The 17,347-nt window shown below is 33.1% G+C and carries 17 protein-coding genes; 4 read left to right on the top strand and 13 right to left on the bottom strand.

What is annotated here, in order from left to right; translation table 11 throughout:
* Positions 1-27: 27 nt before the first annotated feature.
* Complete coding sequence (locus P3875_RS10480) at positions 28-2,280, bottom strand: TonB-dependent receptor plug domain-containing protein (RefSeq protein ID WP_303443918.1); 2,253 nt, start codon at positions 2,278-2,280, stop codon at positions 28-30.
* 93 nt (positions 2,281-2,373) lie between these two features.
* Here P3875_RS10480 and P3875_RS10475 point away from each other — a divergent pair, with 93 nt between their 5' ends.
* Together P3875_RS10475 and P3875_RS10470 are read left to right on the top strand one after the other, a co-directional pair.
* Positions 2,374-3,030, top strand: a complete 657-nt coding sequence (locus P3875_RS10475) for a metal-dependent transcriptional regulator (protein WP_303443917.1) — start codon at positions 2,374-2,376, stop codon at positions 3,028-3,030.
* Between the two features lies 1 nt (position 3,031).
* Entirely contained in the window at positions 3,032-3,862 is an 831-nt protein-coding gene (locus P3875_RS10470; protein WP_303443916.1) for a ZIP family metal transporter, read from the top strand.
* Positions 3,863-3,933: 71 nt separating this feature from the next.
* Here P3875_RS10470 and P3875_RS10465 read toward each other — a convergent pair whose 3' ends face one another.
* The 4 genes from P3875_RS10465 to P3875_RS10450 form a co-directional block, all read right to left on the bottom strand.
* A complete protein-coding gene (locus tag P3875_RS10465; RefSeq protein ID WP_303443915.1) occupies positions 3,934-4,971 on the bottom strand; it encodes a T9SS type A sorting domain-containing protein in 1,038 nt (345 codons plus the stop codon).
* Between the two features lie 585 nt (positions 4,972-5,556).
* The gene (locus P3875_RS10460) at positions 5,557-6,147 is read right to left on the bottom strand and encodes a phosphatase PAP2 family protein (RefSeq protein WP_303443914.1); all 591 of its coding nucleotides are present in this window, start codon (positions 6,145-6,147) and stop codon (positions 5,557-5,559) included.
* The gene (locus P3875_RS10455) at positions 6,147-6,533 is read right to left on the bottom strand and encodes a twin-arginine translocase TatA/TatE family subunit (protein WP_303443913.1); all 387 of its coding nucleotides are present in this window, start codon (positions 6,531-6,533) and stop codon (positions 6,147-6,149) included. Before P3875_RS10455 ends, P3875_RS10460 begins: the two co-directional genes overlap by 1 nt.
* A gap of 34 nt (positions 6,534-6,567) precedes the next feature.
* Complete coding sequence (locus P3875_RS10450; protein ID WP_303443911.1) at positions 6,568-7,296, bottom strand: hypothetical protein; 729 nt, start codon at positions 7,294-7,296, stop codon at positions 6,568-6,570.
* A gap of 136 nt (positions 7,297-7,432) precedes the next feature.
* Here P3875_RS10450 and pepE point away from each other — a divergent pair, with 136 nt between their 5' ends.
* Positions 7,433-8,140 carry a dipeptidase PepE gene (gene pepE, locus P3875_RS10445; protein ID WP_303443910.1) on the top strand — a complete coding sequence of 236 codons (708 nt, stop codon included), beginning with the start codon at positions 7,433-7,435 and terminating at the stop codon, positions 8,138-8,140.
* Positions 8,141-8,322: 182 nt separating this feature from the next.
* Here pepE and P3875_RS10440 read toward each other — a convergent pair whose 3' ends face one another.
* Together P3875_RS10440 and P3875_RS10435 are read right to left on the bottom strand one after the other, a co-directional pair.
* A complete protein-coding gene (locus P3875_RS10440) occupies positions 8,323-8,532 on the bottom strand; it encodes a hypothetical protein (protein WP_303443909.1) in 210 nt (69 codons plus the stop codon).
* Positions 8,533-8,578: 46 nt separating this feature from the next.
* A complete protein-coding gene (locus tag P3875_RS10435; protein WP_303443908.1) occupies positions 8,579-9,616 on the bottom strand; it encodes an NAD(P)-dependent alcohol dehydrogenase in 1,038 nt (345 codons plus the stop codon).
* 173 nt (positions 9,617-9,789) lie between these two features.
* Between P3875_RS10435 and P3875_RS10430 the strand changes: the two genes are divergently transcribed.
* The gene (locus tag P3875_RS10430; protein ID WP_303443907.1) at positions 9,790-10,026 is read left to right on the top strand and encodes a hypothetical protein; all 237 of its coding nucleotides are present in this window, start codon (positions 9,790-9,792) and stop codon (positions 10,024-10,026) included.
* A gap of 109 nt (positions 10,027-10,135) precedes the next feature.
* Here the strand turns inward: P3875_RS10430 and P3875_RS10425 are convergent, their stop codons facing one another.
* The 6 genes from P3875_RS10425 to P3875_RS10400 all read right to left on the bottom strand — a co-directional run bounded on the left by P3875_RS10425 (position 10,136) and on the right by P3875_RS10400 (position 17,216).
* Positions 10,136-12,250, bottom strand: a complete 2,115-nt coding sequence (locus tag P3875_RS10425; protein ID WP_303443906.1) for a prolyl oligopeptidase family serine peptidase — start codon at positions 12,248-12,250, stop codon at positions 10,136-10,138.
* Between the two features lie 74 nt (positions 12,251-12,324).
* Positions 12,325-13,050: a hypothetical protein gene (locus tag P3875_RS10420; RefSeq protein WP_303443905.1), complete on the bottom strand. Its 726-nt coding sequence runs from the start codon at positions 13,048-13,050 to the stop codon at positions 12,325-12,327.
* Positions 13,051-13,125: 75 nt separating this feature from the next.
* A complete protein-coding gene (locus P3875_RS10415) occupies positions 13,126-13,863 on the bottom strand; it encodes a hypothetical protein (protein WP_303443904.1) in 738 nt (245 codons plus the stop codon).
* Between the two features lie 4 nt (positions 13,864-13,867).
* The gene (locus tag P3875_RS10410) at positions 13,868-14,311 is read right to left on the bottom strand and encodes a hypothetical protein (RefSeq protein WP_303443903.1); all 444 of its coding nucleotides are present in this window, start codon (positions 14,309-14,311) and stop codon (positions 13,868-13,870) included.
* A 97-nt stretch (positions 14,312-14,408) separates the two neighbouring features.
* Positions 14,409-14,855 carry a DUF4625 domain-containing protein gene (locus P3875_RS10405; protein WP_303443902.1) on the bottom strand — a complete coding sequence of 149 codons (447 nt, stop codon included), beginning with the start codon at positions 14,853-14,855 and terminating at the stop codon, positions 14,409-14,411.
* A gap of 12 nt (positions 14,856-14,867) precedes the next feature.
* Positions 14,868-17,216 carry a TonB-dependent receptor gene (locus tag P3875_RS10400; RefSeq protein WP_303443901.1) on the bottom strand — a complete coding sequence of 783 codons (2,349 nt, stop codon included), beginning with the start codon at positions 17,214-17,216 and terminating at the stop codon, positions 14,868-14,870.
* Positions 17,217-17,347 lie beyond the last annotated feature (131 nt).

Below are 17,347 nucleotides of genomic sequence, written 5' to 3'. Positions count from 1 at the left end.
CTAAATAAATGTTTTTTAACACATTTTTCAGAAGTTATAACGCGCCCCTAAAAAGGTTCTAACACCTTGGTTGGGCGCATATATATACGTTGGATCAAACACTAAACCGTAAGGATTTTCAGGTGTTACCAAAGCGTTTCCATCTGCACCATATTGCACATTTTTATTAAATGGATCATTTGAACGCGCTATTAAAAAAGGATTATTTTTATTTGGTGTCCAATTTAAAATATTTTTTACACCACCGTAAATTTCAAAACTCTTAAACCCTTTGTAGGTAAATTGTATGTTTTGTAAGCTATAGGTTTTTGATTGTGCTAAACGCGGATCTAAAGGACTAATTAAAGGCAAACGCATAGGGCCGTATACGTTTCCTGAATAATCAACTGTAAGATTTAAAGCGTTTAATGTATAAGAAATTGCCCAAGTACCCGAAAATTTTTCGGTAAGCATTTGTGGGGTTCTTATATTTTGTTCGGTTTTGCTTACATCTTGTAAGGTTGCCCCTAACATCATTTTTAAATTATTTGCATAAACTGCATCTACATTTAAACTAAAACCTTTTGTTTGGGCAAATCCATCTAAATTTTTATATATAATTTTATTAGGATTACTTTCGTAATCTGGTATAATTGAATTTGAAAAATGTGTAAACCAAGCAGCAGCTTCGGCCTGAAGAATAAAATTTGAATTTAACATCCACGTTTTCAAATAATTTACATTAACATTTACCGATTTTTCAGGCTTTAAATCTTCCAACACCTCTACATCGCGTGCACCTGAAAGCGCTGCGTGCTCTTCGGTAAATAAATTAACAACTCTAAAACCCGTTCCTGCATTTAACCGCAAAATATCACCCTTTTTAGACTCGTACCTAAAAGCTATACGTGGTGTAACTATGCTTTTATGTGTTTTATGGTAATCATATCGCAATCCGCCCAACAAACTAAAAAGATTATTTATTTTATAAGAATCTTGTACAAAAACACTAGGTATAAAGGTATTGTCGGCGTTAATTGTAGCGGTACTATTATCGTTATACATTTGATAACGAGCAGCGGTTCCTACTAAAAAATCGTGTTTTTTAATTGATTTATCCCAATAAAACTGTGCAAATGCAATATTTTGCTTAGCTAAAAAAGGGGTGTTGCCGTACATGGAATTTTGGTCGTGCGTGGTGATTGAAAATTGACTGGTAATTTTTTCGGTAAAAGGCAATTCGTACAAACCTAATAATTCAAAGCGGTTGGTATAAATCGATTCTCCATAAACATCGGTTCCTCCACGGTATTTTTTATTCCAATTCATTTGCCCACCCCAACGATCTTCGTAAAAAAAACGAGTTGCTATTGCTAATTGCTTTTTCGATTTACGATCGAAACTAAATTTATTAAATATTGATATGCGATCTTGCAAAGTAACATCGGTAAAACCATCTTTATTTTTATCGATAGGATTTGAATAATTAAAGTAATTAACTCCCATTAACCATTGAACTTTTTTTGCTAGTTGAAACGATAAACCTAAATCGGTGTTTATTTCACCCCACGAAGTTCCAAAAACATCTACAGCGTATTTGGAAGCATACAACGGATTTTTTGTAATAATGTTAATTAATCCACCAACAGCCTCACTTCCGTATAAAGATGATGCTGGCCCTTTTACAATTTCAACTTTTTCGATTAACGAATTGGGTATACCCGATAAGCCATAAACAGTAGATAAACCACTTACAATAGGCATTCCATCTATTAAAACAAACGTATAAGGCCCTTCTAAACCGTTTATATGAATGTCGCCTGTATTGCAAACACTACAATTTACTTGTGGTTTTACTCCGTTTACATTTTGTAAGGCTTCAAAAATATTTGGCGTGGGATTTTTTTTAAAAAAAGTAGGTGTGTACACTTCAACAGGCACCAAACTTTCCGATCGCAGCACTGGTTTTAATGTTCCTGAAATAACAATTTCGTCTAATTGATCAGTTACTGCTTCTTCTGCTAAGTAAAAATCGAACTGTGGATTACTTGCAGTAACTTGCCATTCAAAACGTTGAATTAACCCGTTTAAATCTTCAACTTCAACATGATAAACACCCTCGTTACTAAACGTATAGTTAAAAACTCCGTTGCTATTGGTTTGCAATTCTGCATTGGCTTCTTCTATAAAAACAATTGTTTCAACAGGTTTGTTATTTGCTAGTACACGTCCCTGAAAAGGAATTTGTGCATATATATTTTGTGCAGTAATAAACAACACTAAAAATAGAATTAGTTTCATTTGAATAAATTTTTAGACAAATCTAAAAATAATTTTTACAACAACTTAATTAAATCTAAAATAATTATTTATATTTGATTTTTAATTTGTTATATGTTAACGCAAACCGAAGAAAATTATTTAAAAGTTATTTATCATTTATCTCAAACCGAAGACAACGGTATATCAACCAACGCAATTGCTCAGAAAATTGACACAAAAGCGTCGTCGGTTACAGATATGATTAAAAAACTAAAAGAAAAAAATTTGATAAGCCACGAAAAATACCAAGGAGTTTTTATAACTAAATTAGGCATGCAAACTGCTAAAATGATTATTAGAAAACACCGTTTATGGGAAGTTTTTTTAGTAGATAAACTGCATTTTAACTGGGACGAAGTACACGATGTGGCCGAAGAATTAGAACACATAAAATCTGAAAAATTAATTAATGCCTTGGATGCTTTTTTGGGATTTCCGAAAGAAGATCCACACGGCGACCCAATTCCTAACGCAAACGGCGAAATTCCCTACCGCGAAAAAGAATTACTTACCGAAGCAGCAATAAACTGCCAATACATGTGTGTAGGGGTTAAAGATACATCTCCAGCTTTTTTACAATATCTAGATCGCCAAAAAATGGCATTAGGTAGTACTTTTAAAATTGTAAAACACGAAAATTTTGACCATTCGGTTACCATTTTTTTTAACAATGCCGATTTAACCTTATCTAAAGTAGTAGCACAAAACTTATTTGTAAAGAAAATTTAATATGTTTCATAAATTAATTGCTTTTTTTGAATCGATAGACCCCATTTGGGCAGCATTAATTGCCGGCCTTTTTACGTGGACCCTAACAGCAATAGGCGCAGCGTTTGTTTTTATTTTTAGAAATCCTAACAAAAAATTATTAGACGGTATGCTGGGGTTTACTGGTGGTGTAATGATTGCTGCCAGTTTTTGGAGTTTGTTAGCTCCTGCCATAAATATGAGTCCGGGTGAAGGGTTTACAAAAGTTATACCTGCTGCAGTGGGTTTTGCATTGGGCGCATTGTTTTTATTTGCGTTAGATAAAGTTTTGCCACATTTGCATTTAAACCACCCTATATCTAAAACCGAAGGCGTAAAAACCAAAACACCTTGGCAAAAAACTACCTTGTTGGTTTTGGCAATTACCTTGCACAATATACCCGAAGGTTTGGCTGTTGGCGTGTTATTTGGTGGTGTAGCTGCTGGCATACCCGAAGCTACCATTGCAGGCGCTTTAACACTAGCCATAGGTATTGGCTTGCAAAATTTACCCGAAGGATTAGCTGTATCATTTCCGTTAAGACGGGCAGGAATGAGCAAAACCAAAAGCTTTATGTACGGACAAAGTTCGGCTTTGGTTGAACCTGTTGCCGCTGTAATTGGCGCTTTGGCGGTTGGTTTTTTTACACCTGTTTTACCTTATGCCTTAGCTTTTGCTGCAGGTGCCATGATTTTTGTTGTTATTGAAGAAGTAGTACCCGAAACCCAACAAGGCAACAACGGCGATATTGCTACACTTGGCTTTGTTGGTGGTTTTATTGCCATGATGATACTTGATGTAGCACTAGGTTAAAAATATAAAGTAATTATAATTAAACACAACAAACCCTCAAAGTGTTTTTGAGGGTTTGCTATTTTTAAATTTTATTTTTTTATTAACCGTTTAACCGCTGTACCTTGTGCGGTTTGTAAATACAATAGATAGGTACCGCTTGCTAAATTTTCTACATTTAGATGTATTTCTGCCTGGTTATTGTACGCTTGCGTGCTTACTTGTTTACCTGCTAAAGTGTACACCGTAATTTGGTTTACCTGCATGTTATCTGCATTGGTTATGTTTACCACATTGGTTGCCGGGTTGGGGTACAAATTAAATTTTGTAGCCAATTGCTTGTTAGTGTTTAAAATTACATTTGGTGGCACTGCATTTAAAGCAGTAACTTCAAAATTATCAAACCTGTGTTTAGTTATAAACGATTTCGACGAAGGTATTTGTAAATGAATTTTATCTAAGCCTACGCTAATTGGAACAAAAAAATCACCAACCGCACCTGCACCTACAGTGGGTATAATAAGGTACATTTTTTTATTTGTGTAATCAAAGTAAAATTCAATTTTTAACCACGTATTTCTAGGAACAGTAGGATTGCTTGTAAAAATGTTTCCTCTTGTTTGTGGAAAACAAACACCACAATCAGTATGCATTATATCAAACTCATATTCATAATTCAAACGAAAAAACTGACTGTAGCCATGTAATCCATCTAATTGAATCATCGGAGTTTGATCCACAAAATTGTTATCCTGATTATTTCCCGTAAAAAAATCAAATTCTAATTTTAAAACATTGTTACCCACCGTACGGTTGTTCCATAAAGCTTCAATCCCTTTTTTATATGCCATACTGTTTCTATTACCTAGTTTTGTTGGTTCAAAAGGGCTTGTAATTTCTAGTACATTGCCCCTACCGGGTTCTGTAACAATTTTATAATCGTTCATTCCATTATAATTGGGATCTATAGCATTGGTTTTTGTATACCAACCGCCTTGTCCTGGCGTTGTACCTGAATAATCGGTACCTACATTACCTGGGGTAAGGTTATTAAAATTTTCAGAGTACAATATTTGTGCGGTAGTAAGCTGTGCTGTAAATAAAGCTGCTATAATTATGGCTATCTTCATTCTATTCATAATTAATTATTGCTAGCACTTATTAGTGGATTGTTGTTTTCTGCGTCCATTTCGTTAAAAATGCTGTTGGTTGTACAAGCAGTAAGGGTTAGGGCTATTACCCCCCCCCACAAAATTTTAGACAATTTTACCATAATAAAACATTAGATTAGTTATTTATAGCATAAATATATTAAAAAAATTAACATATTGTTAAAAATTTTAAAAACATACTTTAAATAAAAAGCTAAACGCTGGTTTATATAAAAAGTCTATACTTTTATAATGTTACATAAAAAAACCTTGTAGGTTTGTTTGGTATATTTTTTAATTTATGTGATACTTTATTAATTGAAGTTTAACAACACAAAACTTTAAACTTAAAAAACTTAAAAAAACCCAAGCCCCGCGTTAGGGATGGCAGCGGATAGCCTTTTATTGGCGGCTGAGGCACTGGAAGCGCCGATAAAAGCTATGAGCGTACAGCCCGACCCGACTATTTACTGTAATGATTTACTAAACGGTAAGTTTAATTGCTTATTAATTTATTTACTAAGCCGAATGTAAGGGAAACGCCCAGAAACAGATTTTTTTTAATTATTTAAAAGGGTTTTGAAAGCGTTTATCGGTTAAATTATATTTGTTGTTTACAAATTTAAAAAGGGTGTAAAACAAAAAGCCCGATGTTAAACCAAAAAGATACCCACATAAAATATCTAACGGGTAATGTAACCCCAAATAAATACGAGTATAAGCAAATATTAACGGAAACAAAAATAAAAAGCCGCAGTATTTGTAATACTTTTTAAGGATTAAAAAAAGTAGTAAGGTGGCTCCGCTTGAATTGGATGCATGTCCCGAAAAAAAACTAGGACTACCTGCTTTACGCAACACGCGCAAGTAAGGTTCAATAAGTGGATCGTTAACGGGGCGTAACCTGTTAACACCATATTTAAAAACGTTTGTAAGCTGATCGGTAAACACAAAAAAAACGGCCAATACAACTACTAAAAGAGCAAATTGTTTAAGCGATATTTTTTTTAGTAATAAAAAAATTAAAAATACAAAAAAAGGCCACCAATTTTTTTGATGGGTTATGTACATAAAAATAGGATCTAAAAATGGGGTTCCTAAATTGTTTAAATAAATAAGTAACTGTTGGTCTTTTTGTATTAAGTTTTCAAGCATTATTTGTTGCGCTTAATGGGTCCGGTCATGTTTTCAATATCTTCTTTGGCTTGGTCAATTTCTTGCTGAATATCGTTAACAGGGTTGTATTGATCTAAGTCCATAGCGGTTTTAATATCGTTTAAGCCAACGCGTTTTTTAATATCTTCTACATTAACAGCTTCTTTAATATCTTTTACTACACCTGTTTCATCTACACTTTTGGTAATTTCAGATTTGATATCGTTAGATGCATTTTTAACTTGATTAATAACGCGTGCCAAACCACGTGCCATTTCGGGCACTTTATCTGAACCAAAAAGCATTAAAATGGCAATTACAATAAAAACCAATTCGCCGCCACCTATGCCTAAAAAAAGAGGTGTTATATGTAAGTTTGTTACCATTTTTAATAATTTACTACAAAGTTACACAAAACAATTATTTTAACACCTTAACTATTTCTAAAAATTCGGTAGCTTTTTCGGCATACATTAAACCTAATTGTTCGGTGTGTACGTTTTGAAAAGATGTAAGTATATTTGGGTCTTGCAGCATAAAATAACCAAACGCCATATGGTATTGCACAGGTATTTTTAATTTGTTTGTATAATACTCTTCGGGGAATTTATTTAAAATTTGTAGTACTAATTGTTGTTCTGCTTCTAATTCAACTGCTTTTTTAAGCATTTTTGTTCTTCCTGAAATGGCATTCACAATGGCATCAACAGGTAAAATACCTCCGCCCGATGAAGTTGCACGGTGTAAATTGCGCTGAGCAGGCGTGTATCTTTTTACTTTTCCAAAACCTAAAGTTTCAGAATTTACTTTACGGTCTATTACCACTTCGTCTAAAACATTTTCAAAAAATTCCATGGGAACAAAAACCAACGATTTGTTCATATCGGCTTTGGTTAAAACTTTATCACGGCCTATTAAATGTACCGCCGAAAAAATAAGTGTATCATTTGGGTTGGCTTCAATAGTAAAATACCCACCTTTTTGTGTATAGGTTGATTTATTAATAGTTGTATTTTTTACAAATATCCCTTCTAAATCGCGTGTTTTTGCAACTACTTTACCCAAAACCGTTTTAGTTTGTGCAATAGTTGTAGCGCTTACTAACAAGGTTAATAAACAAATTAATAGGTAAGGTAGTTTTTTATTCATTTTACAAAACTATTGATTGTTAAAACAATATTATATTAATTTAAACAAAAATATTAGTAAAAATGTTAAAACATAAAAAGCATTTTGGTAAACATATGTTAAATAAATAAGTTTGTTGTTTATTTTAAAAATTTTTATGAAAAATTTAATCATAGCAAGTACATCAACCTTACACGGTTTGGGATATTTAGAATATTTATTGCCCGTTTTAAAAAATCATTTTAAAAACGCAAATACCATTTTATTTATACCGTATGCACGTCCAAGTGGCATTTCGCACAACGATTACACTGCAAAAGTTGCCCAAGCTTTTGCAAAAATTGATAAAAAAGTAGTAGGGCTACATACTTTTGAAAATCCTGTTGAAGCTGTTGTAAATGCACAAGCAATTTTTACGGGAGGGGGCAATACTTTTTTGTTGGTAAAACAGTTATATGCCAACAATTTACTATCTACTTTAAAAGAAACATTACTAAACGGCACGCCTTATTTGGGTTGTTCGGCAGGTAGTAATATTACGGGGTTAACTATGGAAACTACAAATGATATGCCTATAGTGTATCCGCCAAGTTTTAAAACATTAGGAATGGTTCCGTTCAATATAAACCCTCATTATTTAGATCCTATTGAAGGTTCTACGCACATGGGTGAAACACGCGAAACACGTATAAATGAATTTCATTGCTTTAATACGCAACCCGTTTTGGGCTTACGCGAAGGCAGTTGGCTGGAAGTTCACGGGTCAAAAATAACGTTGAAAGGCGCTTTGTCTGCTCGATTATTTTGTCAGAATCAGCCGGCTGTTGAATTAGAACCCGAAAGCGATTTATCAAACTTATCGTAAGTTTTGAAATTTTAACAAAGTGGCTGTCCGAAAAGTATCTACTTATCAAGCTGTACTTGATTAACTACGTTCAATACACAAGTTCAGGTTAGCTTTTAATAATACTTTATAAATCAAAAGCATGCAATTTCGCATCAAGTATGAAATGACAAAGAGGCTATCTTTTCAGATAGCCTCTTTGTTTATTTTACAATTTGTAATCGTTTTGTTATTGCTTTTACCCCGAAATAAAATCCGGATAAAATGACAAAAATAATGGTTAGCATTGCTACATATTCTGTAATACGTGTTAATACACTTGGGTCTTTAGCATCGCCATCTAACAAAAAACCTGTTGTTGTAAGTACCGAAGCCAATGCCAAAATGTTTATTACTGATTTTTTTATAATCATCTTATTTTAAAGCAATAACGAACAAAAACATGTTATTATTGTTTGTTTACAACGTTTTCATATCAATTACAAATCGGTACTTCACATCAGACTGTTGCATGCGCACATAAGCTTCGTTAATTTCGTTCATTTTAATTACTTCAACATCAGAAACAACACCGTGTTCGCCACAAAAATCAAGCATTTCTTGGGTTTCTTTAATTCCACCGATTAACGACCCAGCAATGTTTCTGCGTTTGTTAATCAACACTCCGCCATGAATTGGAAAAGGTTCAATAGCACCAACCATGCACATGGTTTTATCTAGTTTTAACAACAACAAGTACGGATTTACATCATGTGCCACCGGAATGGTATTCAATAGAAAATCAAAACTATAGGCATGTTTTTTCATTTGTTCGGCATCTTTCGAAATCAACACCTCATCGGCTCCTAATTTCATAGCGTCTTCGCCTTTACTTGCCGATGTAGTTATCATTACCACATGTGCGCCCATTGCTTTGGCAAATTTAACACCCATATGACCCAAACCACCTAAACCAACAACGCCTACTTTATCGCCTTTTTTCACATTCCAATGGCGCAATGGCGACCAAGTTGTAATACCCGCACACAATAAAGGCGCTACGTTTTCTAAAGGTAAATTGGTTGGTATGTTTAATACAAAACCTTCTTCAACCACAATGTTTTCTGAATAACCGCCGTAAGTAATGCCACCGTATTTTGAGTTTTTAGAATTGTAGGTTCCTGTAAAACCATTCTCACAATACTGCTCTAAACCTTCATCGCACGAATGGCAATGTTGGCACGATTCTACCATACAGCCTACCCCCACAATATCGCCTACTTTAAATTTAGTAACTTCAGCACCAATAGCTTCAACTGTTCCTACAATTTCGTGCCCAGGAACTGCTGGGTAATTTGCTGGTCCCCAATCGGACTTTGCGGTATGTAAATCGCTGTGACAAACACCGCAATAAGCTATTTTAATAAATACATCTTTTGCGTTTAAATTTCTACGTTCTATAGTGTGTGGCCCTAACGGATCTACCGCATTAAAGGCTGCATACGCTTTTGTTGCCATTTTTTATTTGTTTATGTTTGATTTTATAAAATTAGGGAAAGATTTATTTTAATGTAAAAATGTTTCCTTAAATTTATCATAACAAATATTGATTTTGTTACAACAACTTACTTGTATTTAGAATGTAATTTTACTAAAAATACTCTGTATCTTTGCAACTTAATTAAAACGTGATGGGAAAAGAAACGAAAGAAGGTTTATACCAAGGCATTATAGAAAAAGACGATAAAGGAAATTACTTTTGCGGACCTTATTTGTTAGATTATAAACTTACCGAAGCTAATTTTAAGTTGGGCGATAAAATCAGCATTAAAAAACTAATTAACAACCCAAGTGCAATGAGTGTTGAACAATATCCTAAAAAATCGGTGAAATTTTCGCTGGCTAACGGCGACAAACCTACTAAATAACAAAAATCCATCGCGTTAAACGATGGATTTTTTTCTTAAAATGCGACTCTGACCCGAGTTTGCGAATAGAACGTAGTTAATCAAGTTCATAGGGGCACATTTGTGTAAACTATAATTCTTTAACTCCCATATTCCAAAGCGTGAACGCTTGTATATCGGCATTTTCGTTAATGGTTTGTTGTACTGATTTTCCTGCACCGTGCCCTGCATTTACATCAATACGAATTAACATTGGGTTGTTACCCGCATTTTTGTCTTGCAATTCGGCAGCAAATTTAAAACTATGCGCAGGTACCACACGATCGTCGTGATCGCCAGTAGTAATCATAGTTGCTGGGTACGAAACGCCTGCTTTTACATTGTGTACTGGAGAGTATCCTTTTAAATACTGAAACATTTCATTAGAATCTTCGGCTGTTCCGTAATCGTACGCCCAACCTGCACCGGCCGTAAATGTATGGTAACGCAACATATCTAACACACCAACAGCTGGTAAAGCTACTTTCATTAAATCTGGTCGTTGGGTCATGGTTGCACCAACTAATAATCCACCGTTTGATCCACCGCGAATAGCTAATTTTTCGCTCGATGTATATTTTTCATTAATTAAATATTCGGCAGCTGCAATAAAATCGTCAAAAACATTTTGCTTTTGTAATTTAGTACCGGCATTGTGCCATTTTTTACCATATTCACCACCACCACGTAAATTAGCTACGGCATACACACCGCCGTTTTCTAACCAAACAGCATTTGCAACACTAAAACTTGGTGTTAACGAAATATTGAAACCACCATAAGCATAAAGCATGGTTGGGTTGTTACCGTTTAATTCGGTCCCTTTTTTATAAGTTATCATCATTGGCACTTTAGTACCATCTTTAGAAGTATAAAAAACTTGTTTAGATTCGTAATTACTTGAGTTAAAATTTACTTTTGGTTGTTGAAACACTTCTGATTTTCCTGAAGCGATATTCATTTTATAAATTGTACCTGGCGTTATGTAATTGGTAAATGAATAATATACTTCTTTTGCATTTTTTTTATCGCTAAAACCACTTGCTGTACCTAAACCAGGTAACTGAATTTTACGAATAAACTTACCTGAATAATCAAATTGTTCTACAACCGAAACAGCATCTTTCATATAGTGTGCAAAAAAATAGCCACCTGCCTTTGATAAATCTAGTACGTTATCTGATTCTAAAATAAGTTCTTCCCAAGTATCTTTATTAATTATTGTTGCAGCTTTTACAACCATTAATTTTTTATTGGGTGCGTTTAAGTTGGTCTCAATGTAAATATTTCCGTCCTTAGAATCTACTATAGCATAATCATTGGCAAAACCTGTAACTACAGTTTGTATTTGACTGTTTGGCTTTGTTAAATCTTGAATATACAATTCGTTACCTGATGTTGCATTTGCAGCGGTTACCACCAAATATTTTTGATCGTTGGTTACATACCCGCTTACATAACGACGAATGTATTTTTCGCCAAATACCACTTTATCGGCACTTTGTGGTGTTCCTAACTTGTGGTAATATAATTTGTGCTGATCTGTTTTAGCCGAAAGTTCTGAACCTGTTGGTTTGTCGTAACTTGAATAATAAAAACCTTCGTTTTTATACCAAGCAATACCAGAAAATTTCACATCGACCAAGGTATCGCCAACAACCGATTTGTCTTTTGCATTTAAAACGATAATTTTTCGCCAATCGCTGCCGCCTTCAGAAATTGCATAGGCAACCAAACTACCGTCTTCTGTAAATGAAACATCGGCTAATGATGTGGTTCCATCGGTTGAAAAGGTATTTGGGTCTAAGAAAACCTCTTCTTTACCTGTTGCATCTTTTCTGTACAAAATAGATTGATTTTGTAATCCATTGTTTTTATAATAATACGTAAAATCACCTTCTACAAATGGTGCACCAATTTTTTCATAGTTCCATTTTTCTGTTAGTTGCTTTTTTAATTGATCGCGATACGGAATTCGATCTAAATAAGTAAAAGTAAGATTATTTTGAGCGGTTACCCAAGCGGCTGTTTCGGCCGAACGATCGTCTTCTAACCAACGGTAAGGATCTGATATTTTGGTAGAAAAATAGGTGTCTATAACCTCTTTCTTTTCGGTTTGCGGATAATTCATTTCAGTATTTTGAGCGTTTATGCTTAATGTTATAAACAAGGAAGCGATACTAATTGAACGTATTAATTTTTTCATGCTTTGTTGTTTGAGTTGATGCAAAATAAAAAAACTTGCCGAATTGGGCAAGTTTTGTTTTTATTAGATTCGTTTTATTTTTTAATATATTCTACTACCAAATCATAATCTTCACTTGGGAATGAAATTTTTACTGGATATTGATCGGCATTATACTCATAAACACGATTAAACACTTCATTTTCATTCGTTTCGAAATAAGTATAATCTTCTTTTATACAATTATTTGCAATATTTAAAGAAAAATCATCTGTTAAATATACTAATGCCCATTGTGGTGTTTTAACGTTTTTAAAAATTCCGTTTTTAGAATCGTATTCAAACAAAGTTTCTTCTAAAGAATTAGATATTTTACTAATATTACCCGCAGCATTTGTAAAATAGTTATTATCCCATAAAAAAACAACGTTTCCTTTAGCATCAATCACTACCTCATCTGTATAAACCGTTTCAGGAAAACGGCTGTCGTAGTACGAACTAATAACTTTGTTGCTTTGGTAGGTAAACGTATAAAGATAGTCAAACACCTCTTGTTGAGAAACTTCACTAAATTTTGCGGCTGTTAATTGTTCACCCGTGTAAGTAAACGTTTTTGTAAAAGTATAATCTCCTTCACTTTCTTTAACTTCGATAAGTCTGTTTTTATCGTCGTATTTAAAAGTTATTTCTCCATCATCTCCATAAATTTTTGACGGAAGATATGTTCCCGAAGCTGGCGTTGGCTGTTGAGCGTCGTCGTCAGTACATGATGTAACTGCAAATCCAAAGATTAGCAATGTTACTGCTACTAATTTTTTCATAATAAATTATTTTCTAAATTTATTACAAATATAAATGTGTTTTTTACAAAAACAAGAAAATATCCTTTTAACCTTCTAATAATGAACGGTATAAACATAATTATTTGACATACCGTTTACCGAATAATTAACCGAAATTTTGGTTGGATATTCGTTAACAATATGTTCAATAGGATATGAGTACGTTTCAGAACTAGTGGTTGTAACGTTATTTTCAACAGTAACATTGGTAACCGTTACGGGGTTATTTACGGCAAAATTATGAAGATTATACGCTGTTAAAAGCAACACCCATTTTGGTGAAGTAACCCCACTAAAAACACCCTTGTATGTATTAAAATTAGCAGTGATTGTGTTATTTTCGTTTTCGTTTTTAACTAAATTTCCGTTTGTATCGTATAAAAATGTGGTGGTTTTATTTGATTTTACTAACGATACGGCCTGACCATTCTCATTTAAATTAATCAATGTATAATCATTAGCTTCGTTAGTAACTTTCACTTGATTTTCAAAGGGATAACTAACCAAAAAAGTTTCTGTTAAAACAACACCTGGCTGCGTATTAACACTTACATATTTTGTTAGTTTACCAGTTGTATCGTACGTAAAAAGCATTTCATTTGATTGACCTGCCGATAATGTATTTTCAATTTTTATTAATTGACCAGTATTACTGTAACTAAACGCTAAGTTTGTATTTGTACTTGTAATGCTTTTGGGCAATTGAACTGTTTTTACCAAATCGTCATCGTTTTTACACGATACCGTAATTGCTGCAATTGCTAAACTTACAAAAAGAACTATTTTTTTCATAAAACTACTCTTCGGTTACAGGGTAAACAATACGTATTGGCTTGTAATATGTTGAAACACGTTGGTTAATGTCTGATGCTTTTACTTCAATAACATAATCACCTTCGAAGTAATTTTCAGATTCTGATTTGGCTGGTAAAATAACAGTTTCTTTTTGTTGAATTTTGGTAAAATATCCATTTAAATCAATCAATCGCTGGTTTACTACAAAACTATTAGGCACAAAATTTTTAGCATAAATTTCGTAGGCATATTCATACACACCTGTTTGGTCTGTAAATTCAAAATTCATTAATAAATCTTCACCAAATTTAAATTCTTTATTATCAGGTATGTTGGTAATTTCAATTGTTGGCCCAGTTGTATCAGGATCTTCTTTAGTACATCCTGTAAAAACCAAACCAGTTGCTATTAAAAACAAAAGACTTAATTGCGTTAAAAATTTCATAGTTTACTTAATTTTTCTTCAAATATAAACGAATATTTTTTAATAATATTATGTAAATAAAGAAAGAAAGGCGCTTTTATTAAAACGCCTTTCTGTATTAATGAGTATCTTTAACCCCTAAAAAAACCTCAACAAATTGTTGGTTTTGGTTTCCATTCGTATCAATAACAGTTATACCCACATGGTAATGTTCTTGTGTAACATTTGTAGGTATATTTATTGAATGCTTTATTTTATAAGTTGCTGCATTATTTAGCGATTCACCTACAAAAGTATATTCAAAATCTTCGGTAGTAAATTGGTTTGCCTTGTGCTCATGTCCATCTTCGGCAGGGTGCACTTCAATTTTGTAACTTGCTAAGCCTACGTTATCGCTTAAATTTGCATCTACATTTAAAATCGATTCTGGCGCAAAAGCTTCGTCATTAGTAGGCGATACAATTTCAATAACAGGCTTGGTTGTATCAATAACATCGTCTGATGTACAAGAAGAAATAATTAGTAAACCAATAAACGCATAACTTAATTTTATTATTTTTTTCATGATGAATGTAATTTATTGAATAGGAATTGTTATAAATAATTGAATGTTTCTACCAAACTCTGGAATATCCAAAGCCCTGTAAAAACTGTTGTGATGATAGTAAACTTTGTTAAAAACATTGTTTACTTGTAAACGAATTTGTGGATTAAATTTTTTAAAATGTAAAACCGTACCTGCTTGAACATTAACAAGGGTATAACCTGGTGTAACGGCTTCGTTTTGGGCTATACGTTTTTGTTGTAAAGCTGCTTTTGTATTTAATTGCAATACATTTTCTTCAAAAAACAAATATTTATTGAAACGATATTGCAAGCTAAACTGTCCATTTATAGGCGTTGTAAAAGGCAATGGATAATTTACCCCATTTTGATTTATTTGCTGGTTGTACAAATAAGCTATTTGAAACTGTGTGTCGATATTATTAAATTGATATTTAGCATCAACCTCTATTCCTGTTAATAGCGCTTTTGATTGTTCATAACGATACATTTGTCCGCCATGTGGTAAAATAGAAAAAGTACCTGTTGGTTTTAAAAAAATGTAATTTGTAAAATAATACAAATACGTGCTTGTATTTATTTTAAATTTATTTTTATGATAGTGCTGACTAAAATCAAAGGCCCAACCTTTTTCTACATTTAAATTAGGGTTGCCTTGTTCATGCCTAAATGCACCATGGTGAATTCCGTTTGAACTTAACTCCATTGCTGTTGGAAATCTAAAATTAGAAGCTACAGTAAAAGTACTTTCTAAATCTTCGGTAATTTGGTGCGATATCCCTAAGGCAACATTACCCTGTGAAAAATCTTTTGAAAGCGGAACCGCACGTTGTGCATTTTGCTTTGCAAGATTGTAATCAACACCTTTTTCTACTAAATAATCAAACAAAATGGTGTCAAAAAAACCTAAAACATTTAAAGTAGCATTATCGTATCTTAACCCAAGTTCTAATTTCCAATTTGTAGTAAAATCCCAATTATGTTTTCCAAAAACACCTACATTTAAGCGATTAAAATTAGGCATTAAATAGCTGTAACCACTTATATCGTTATTTTGATATTGAGTTTGAACGCCCAAAACAGTAGTATGATCAACCAACCAATCTTTTTTATACGTTAGTTGGGTGTTTAGCGTATTCAATTTAAAATCTAACTCTAAATTAGGGTTTATTTCGGGCGGATTTTGATTTGCGTAATGCGAGTGAAAAAAGCTGTATTCTTGTCTATGATTGCGTTGAAAACCAAACTTAAAGTCCCAAATACTGTGTGGATTTAACCATTTGGCATGATAGGTTATTTTGGTATGATTTACTTGTTGATAAGGCATACCAATATTTCGCATATTTCCGTCTGGTTTGGCATCGCTTATAGATGGAATACCATGCGCCCCAGCAAAAAAGCCCGATTTATTTTTAAATTGACTTACACTTAATACACTTTGAAAATCATCGCCCACAAAACCCCATTGCCCGTAAACAGACGCTTCGTTACCGGCCGTATTTGTCATATTGCCATTAGTGAGTGGAATTTTAGTTCCTAAATAAACAATTTCATTTACTGGCACTTTAAAATCGGCAAAAGTGGTATATGTTGTTTTAAATTTATAAAAATGATTTCCATTTTTATAAGACGAATTAAGCGCATTTGCCCATGATTTGTTTACACTTTGTGCGGTTGTAAAATATTGCGCTTTAAACCCCTCTGTTGGTATGGTTTCGTTATTTACCTCAATTACACCTGCAATTGCATCAGACCCATGTGTAATGGTACCAACACCTTTAATAATTTCTACACTTTCTGTTGTAAGTGCATCAATTTCTAAACCGTGATCGGCACCCCATTGTTGTCCTTCTTGTTTAATACCGTTTTCGGTAACAGCTAAACGGGTAAATCCTAATCCACGCATCATAGGTTTTGCAGTTTGTGTACCTACAGTAACAGCATCTAAACCTACTACATTTGCTAATGTTTTTGCTAAACTACTGTTGTAATTATTTTGTATGTATTGCTGGGAAACTTTTTGCTGATTATACACTTTTTGATTAGCAGTGTGTATAACAATGGTTTCTAAAGTTTCCTCATCGGTTAAAATAATATTTAATTGAAGTGAACCTTTTAGTTGGATATTTTCTTGATACACCCCAAAACCATTTGCATTTACTTTTAAGGTGTAAATACCACTTTTTAAATTGGTGAATTTAAAACTACCCAATGCATCTGTATCTACACAAATACTACTTAAATCTACATGACTATCAATAATTGGTTCGCCATATGAATTGGTAACAACACCTTTTATAGTATGTTGTGCATATACACCATAACCCAATACACACAAAATAACCGTTATTAATAAACGCATTTTGTGAAATTTTAATGTTTAAAAATAATTATGATTTGATTTATATTTTATGAACAATTATAAAATATTTTAACAAACTTTTTCCGCCAATATGTTTATATAAACTTGTGAAAAACTTATTTATATTGCGA

This window comes from Myroides sp. JBRI-B21084 (genome assembly GCF_030545015.1).
Classification (GTDB): domain Bacteria; phylum Bacteroidota; class Bacteroidia; order Flavobacteriales; family Flavobacteriaceae; genus Flavobacterium.
This window is presented reverse-complemented; position numbering and strand designations above follow the sequence as displayed.

What these genes read in the sequence shown, in the direction of transcription:
- P3875_RS10425 (WP_303443906.1), bottom strand. Translation starts at nt 12,250, where the DNA reads ATGAAAAAATTAATACGTTCAATTAGTATCGCTTCCTTGTTTATAACA.
- P3875_RS10440 (WP_303443909.1), bottom strand. Translation starts at nt 8,532, where the DNA reads ATGATTATAAAAAAATCAGTAATAAACATTTTGGCATTGGCTTCGGTA.
- P3875_RS10455 (WP_303443913.1), bottom strand. Translation starts at nt 6,533, where the DNA reads ATGGTAACAAACTTACATATAACACCTCTTTTTTTAGGCATAGGTGGC.
- P3875_RS10460 (WP_303443914.1), bottom strand. Translation starts at nt 6,147, where the DNA reads ATGCTTGAAAACTTAATACAAAAAGACCAACAGTTACTTATTTATTTA.
- P3875_RS10400 (WP_303443901.1), bottom strand. Translation starts at nt 17,216, where the DNA reads ATGCGTTTATTAATAACGGTTATTTTGTGTGTATTGGGTTATGGTGTA.
- P3875_RS10435 (WP_303443908.1), bottom strand. Translation starts at nt 9,616, where the DNA reads ATGGCAACAAAAGCGTATGCAGCCTTTAATGCGGTAGATCCGTTAGGG.
- P3875_RS10415 (WP_303443904.1), bottom strand. Translation starts at nt 13,863, where the DNA reads ATGAAAAAAATAGTTCTTTTTGTAAGTTTAGCAATTGCAGCAATTACG.
- P3875_RS10470 (WP_303443916.1), top strand. Translation starts at nt 3,032, where the DNA reads ATGTTTCATAAATTAATTGCTTTTTTTGAATCGATAGACCCCATTTGG.
- P3875_RS10430 (WP_303443907.1), top strand. Translation starts at nt 9,790, where the DNA reads ATGGGAAAAGAAACGAAAGAAGGTTTATACCAAGGCATTATAGAAAAA.
- P3875_RS10405 (WP_303443902.1), bottom strand. Translation starts at nt 14,855, where the DNA reads ATGAAAAAAATAATAAAATTAAGTTATGCGTTTATTGGTTTACTAATT.
- P3875_RS10450 (WP_303443911.1), bottom strand. Translation starts at nt 7,296, where the DNA reads ATGAATAAAAAACTACCTTACCTATTAATTTGTTTATTAACCTTGTTA.
- P3875_RS10410 (WP_303443903.1), bottom strand. Translation starts at nt 14,311, where the DNA reads ATGAAATTTTTAACGCAATTAAGTCTTTTGTTTTTAATAGCAACTGGT.
- P3875_RS10480 (WP_303443918.1), bottom strand. Translation starts at nt 2,280, where the DNA reads ATGAAACTAATTCTATTTTTAGTGTTGTTTATTACTGCACAAAATATA.
- P3875_RS10465 (WP_303443915.1), bottom strand. Translation starts at nt 4,971, where the DNA reads ATGAAGATAGCCATAATTATAGCAGCTTTATTTACAGCACAGCTTACT.
- P3875_RS10475 (WP_303443917.1), top strand. Translation starts at nt 2,374, where the DNA reads ATGTTAACGCAAACCGAAGAAAATTATTTAAAAGTTATTTATCATTTA.
- P3875_RS10420 (WP_303443905.1), bottom strand. Translation starts at nt 13,050, where the DNA reads ATGAAAAAATTAGTAGCAGTAACATTGCTAATCTTTGGATTTGCAGTT.
- pepE (WP_303443910.1), top strand. Translation starts at nt 7,433, where the DNA reads ATGAAAAATTTAATCATAGCAAGTACATCAACCTTACACGGTTTGGGA.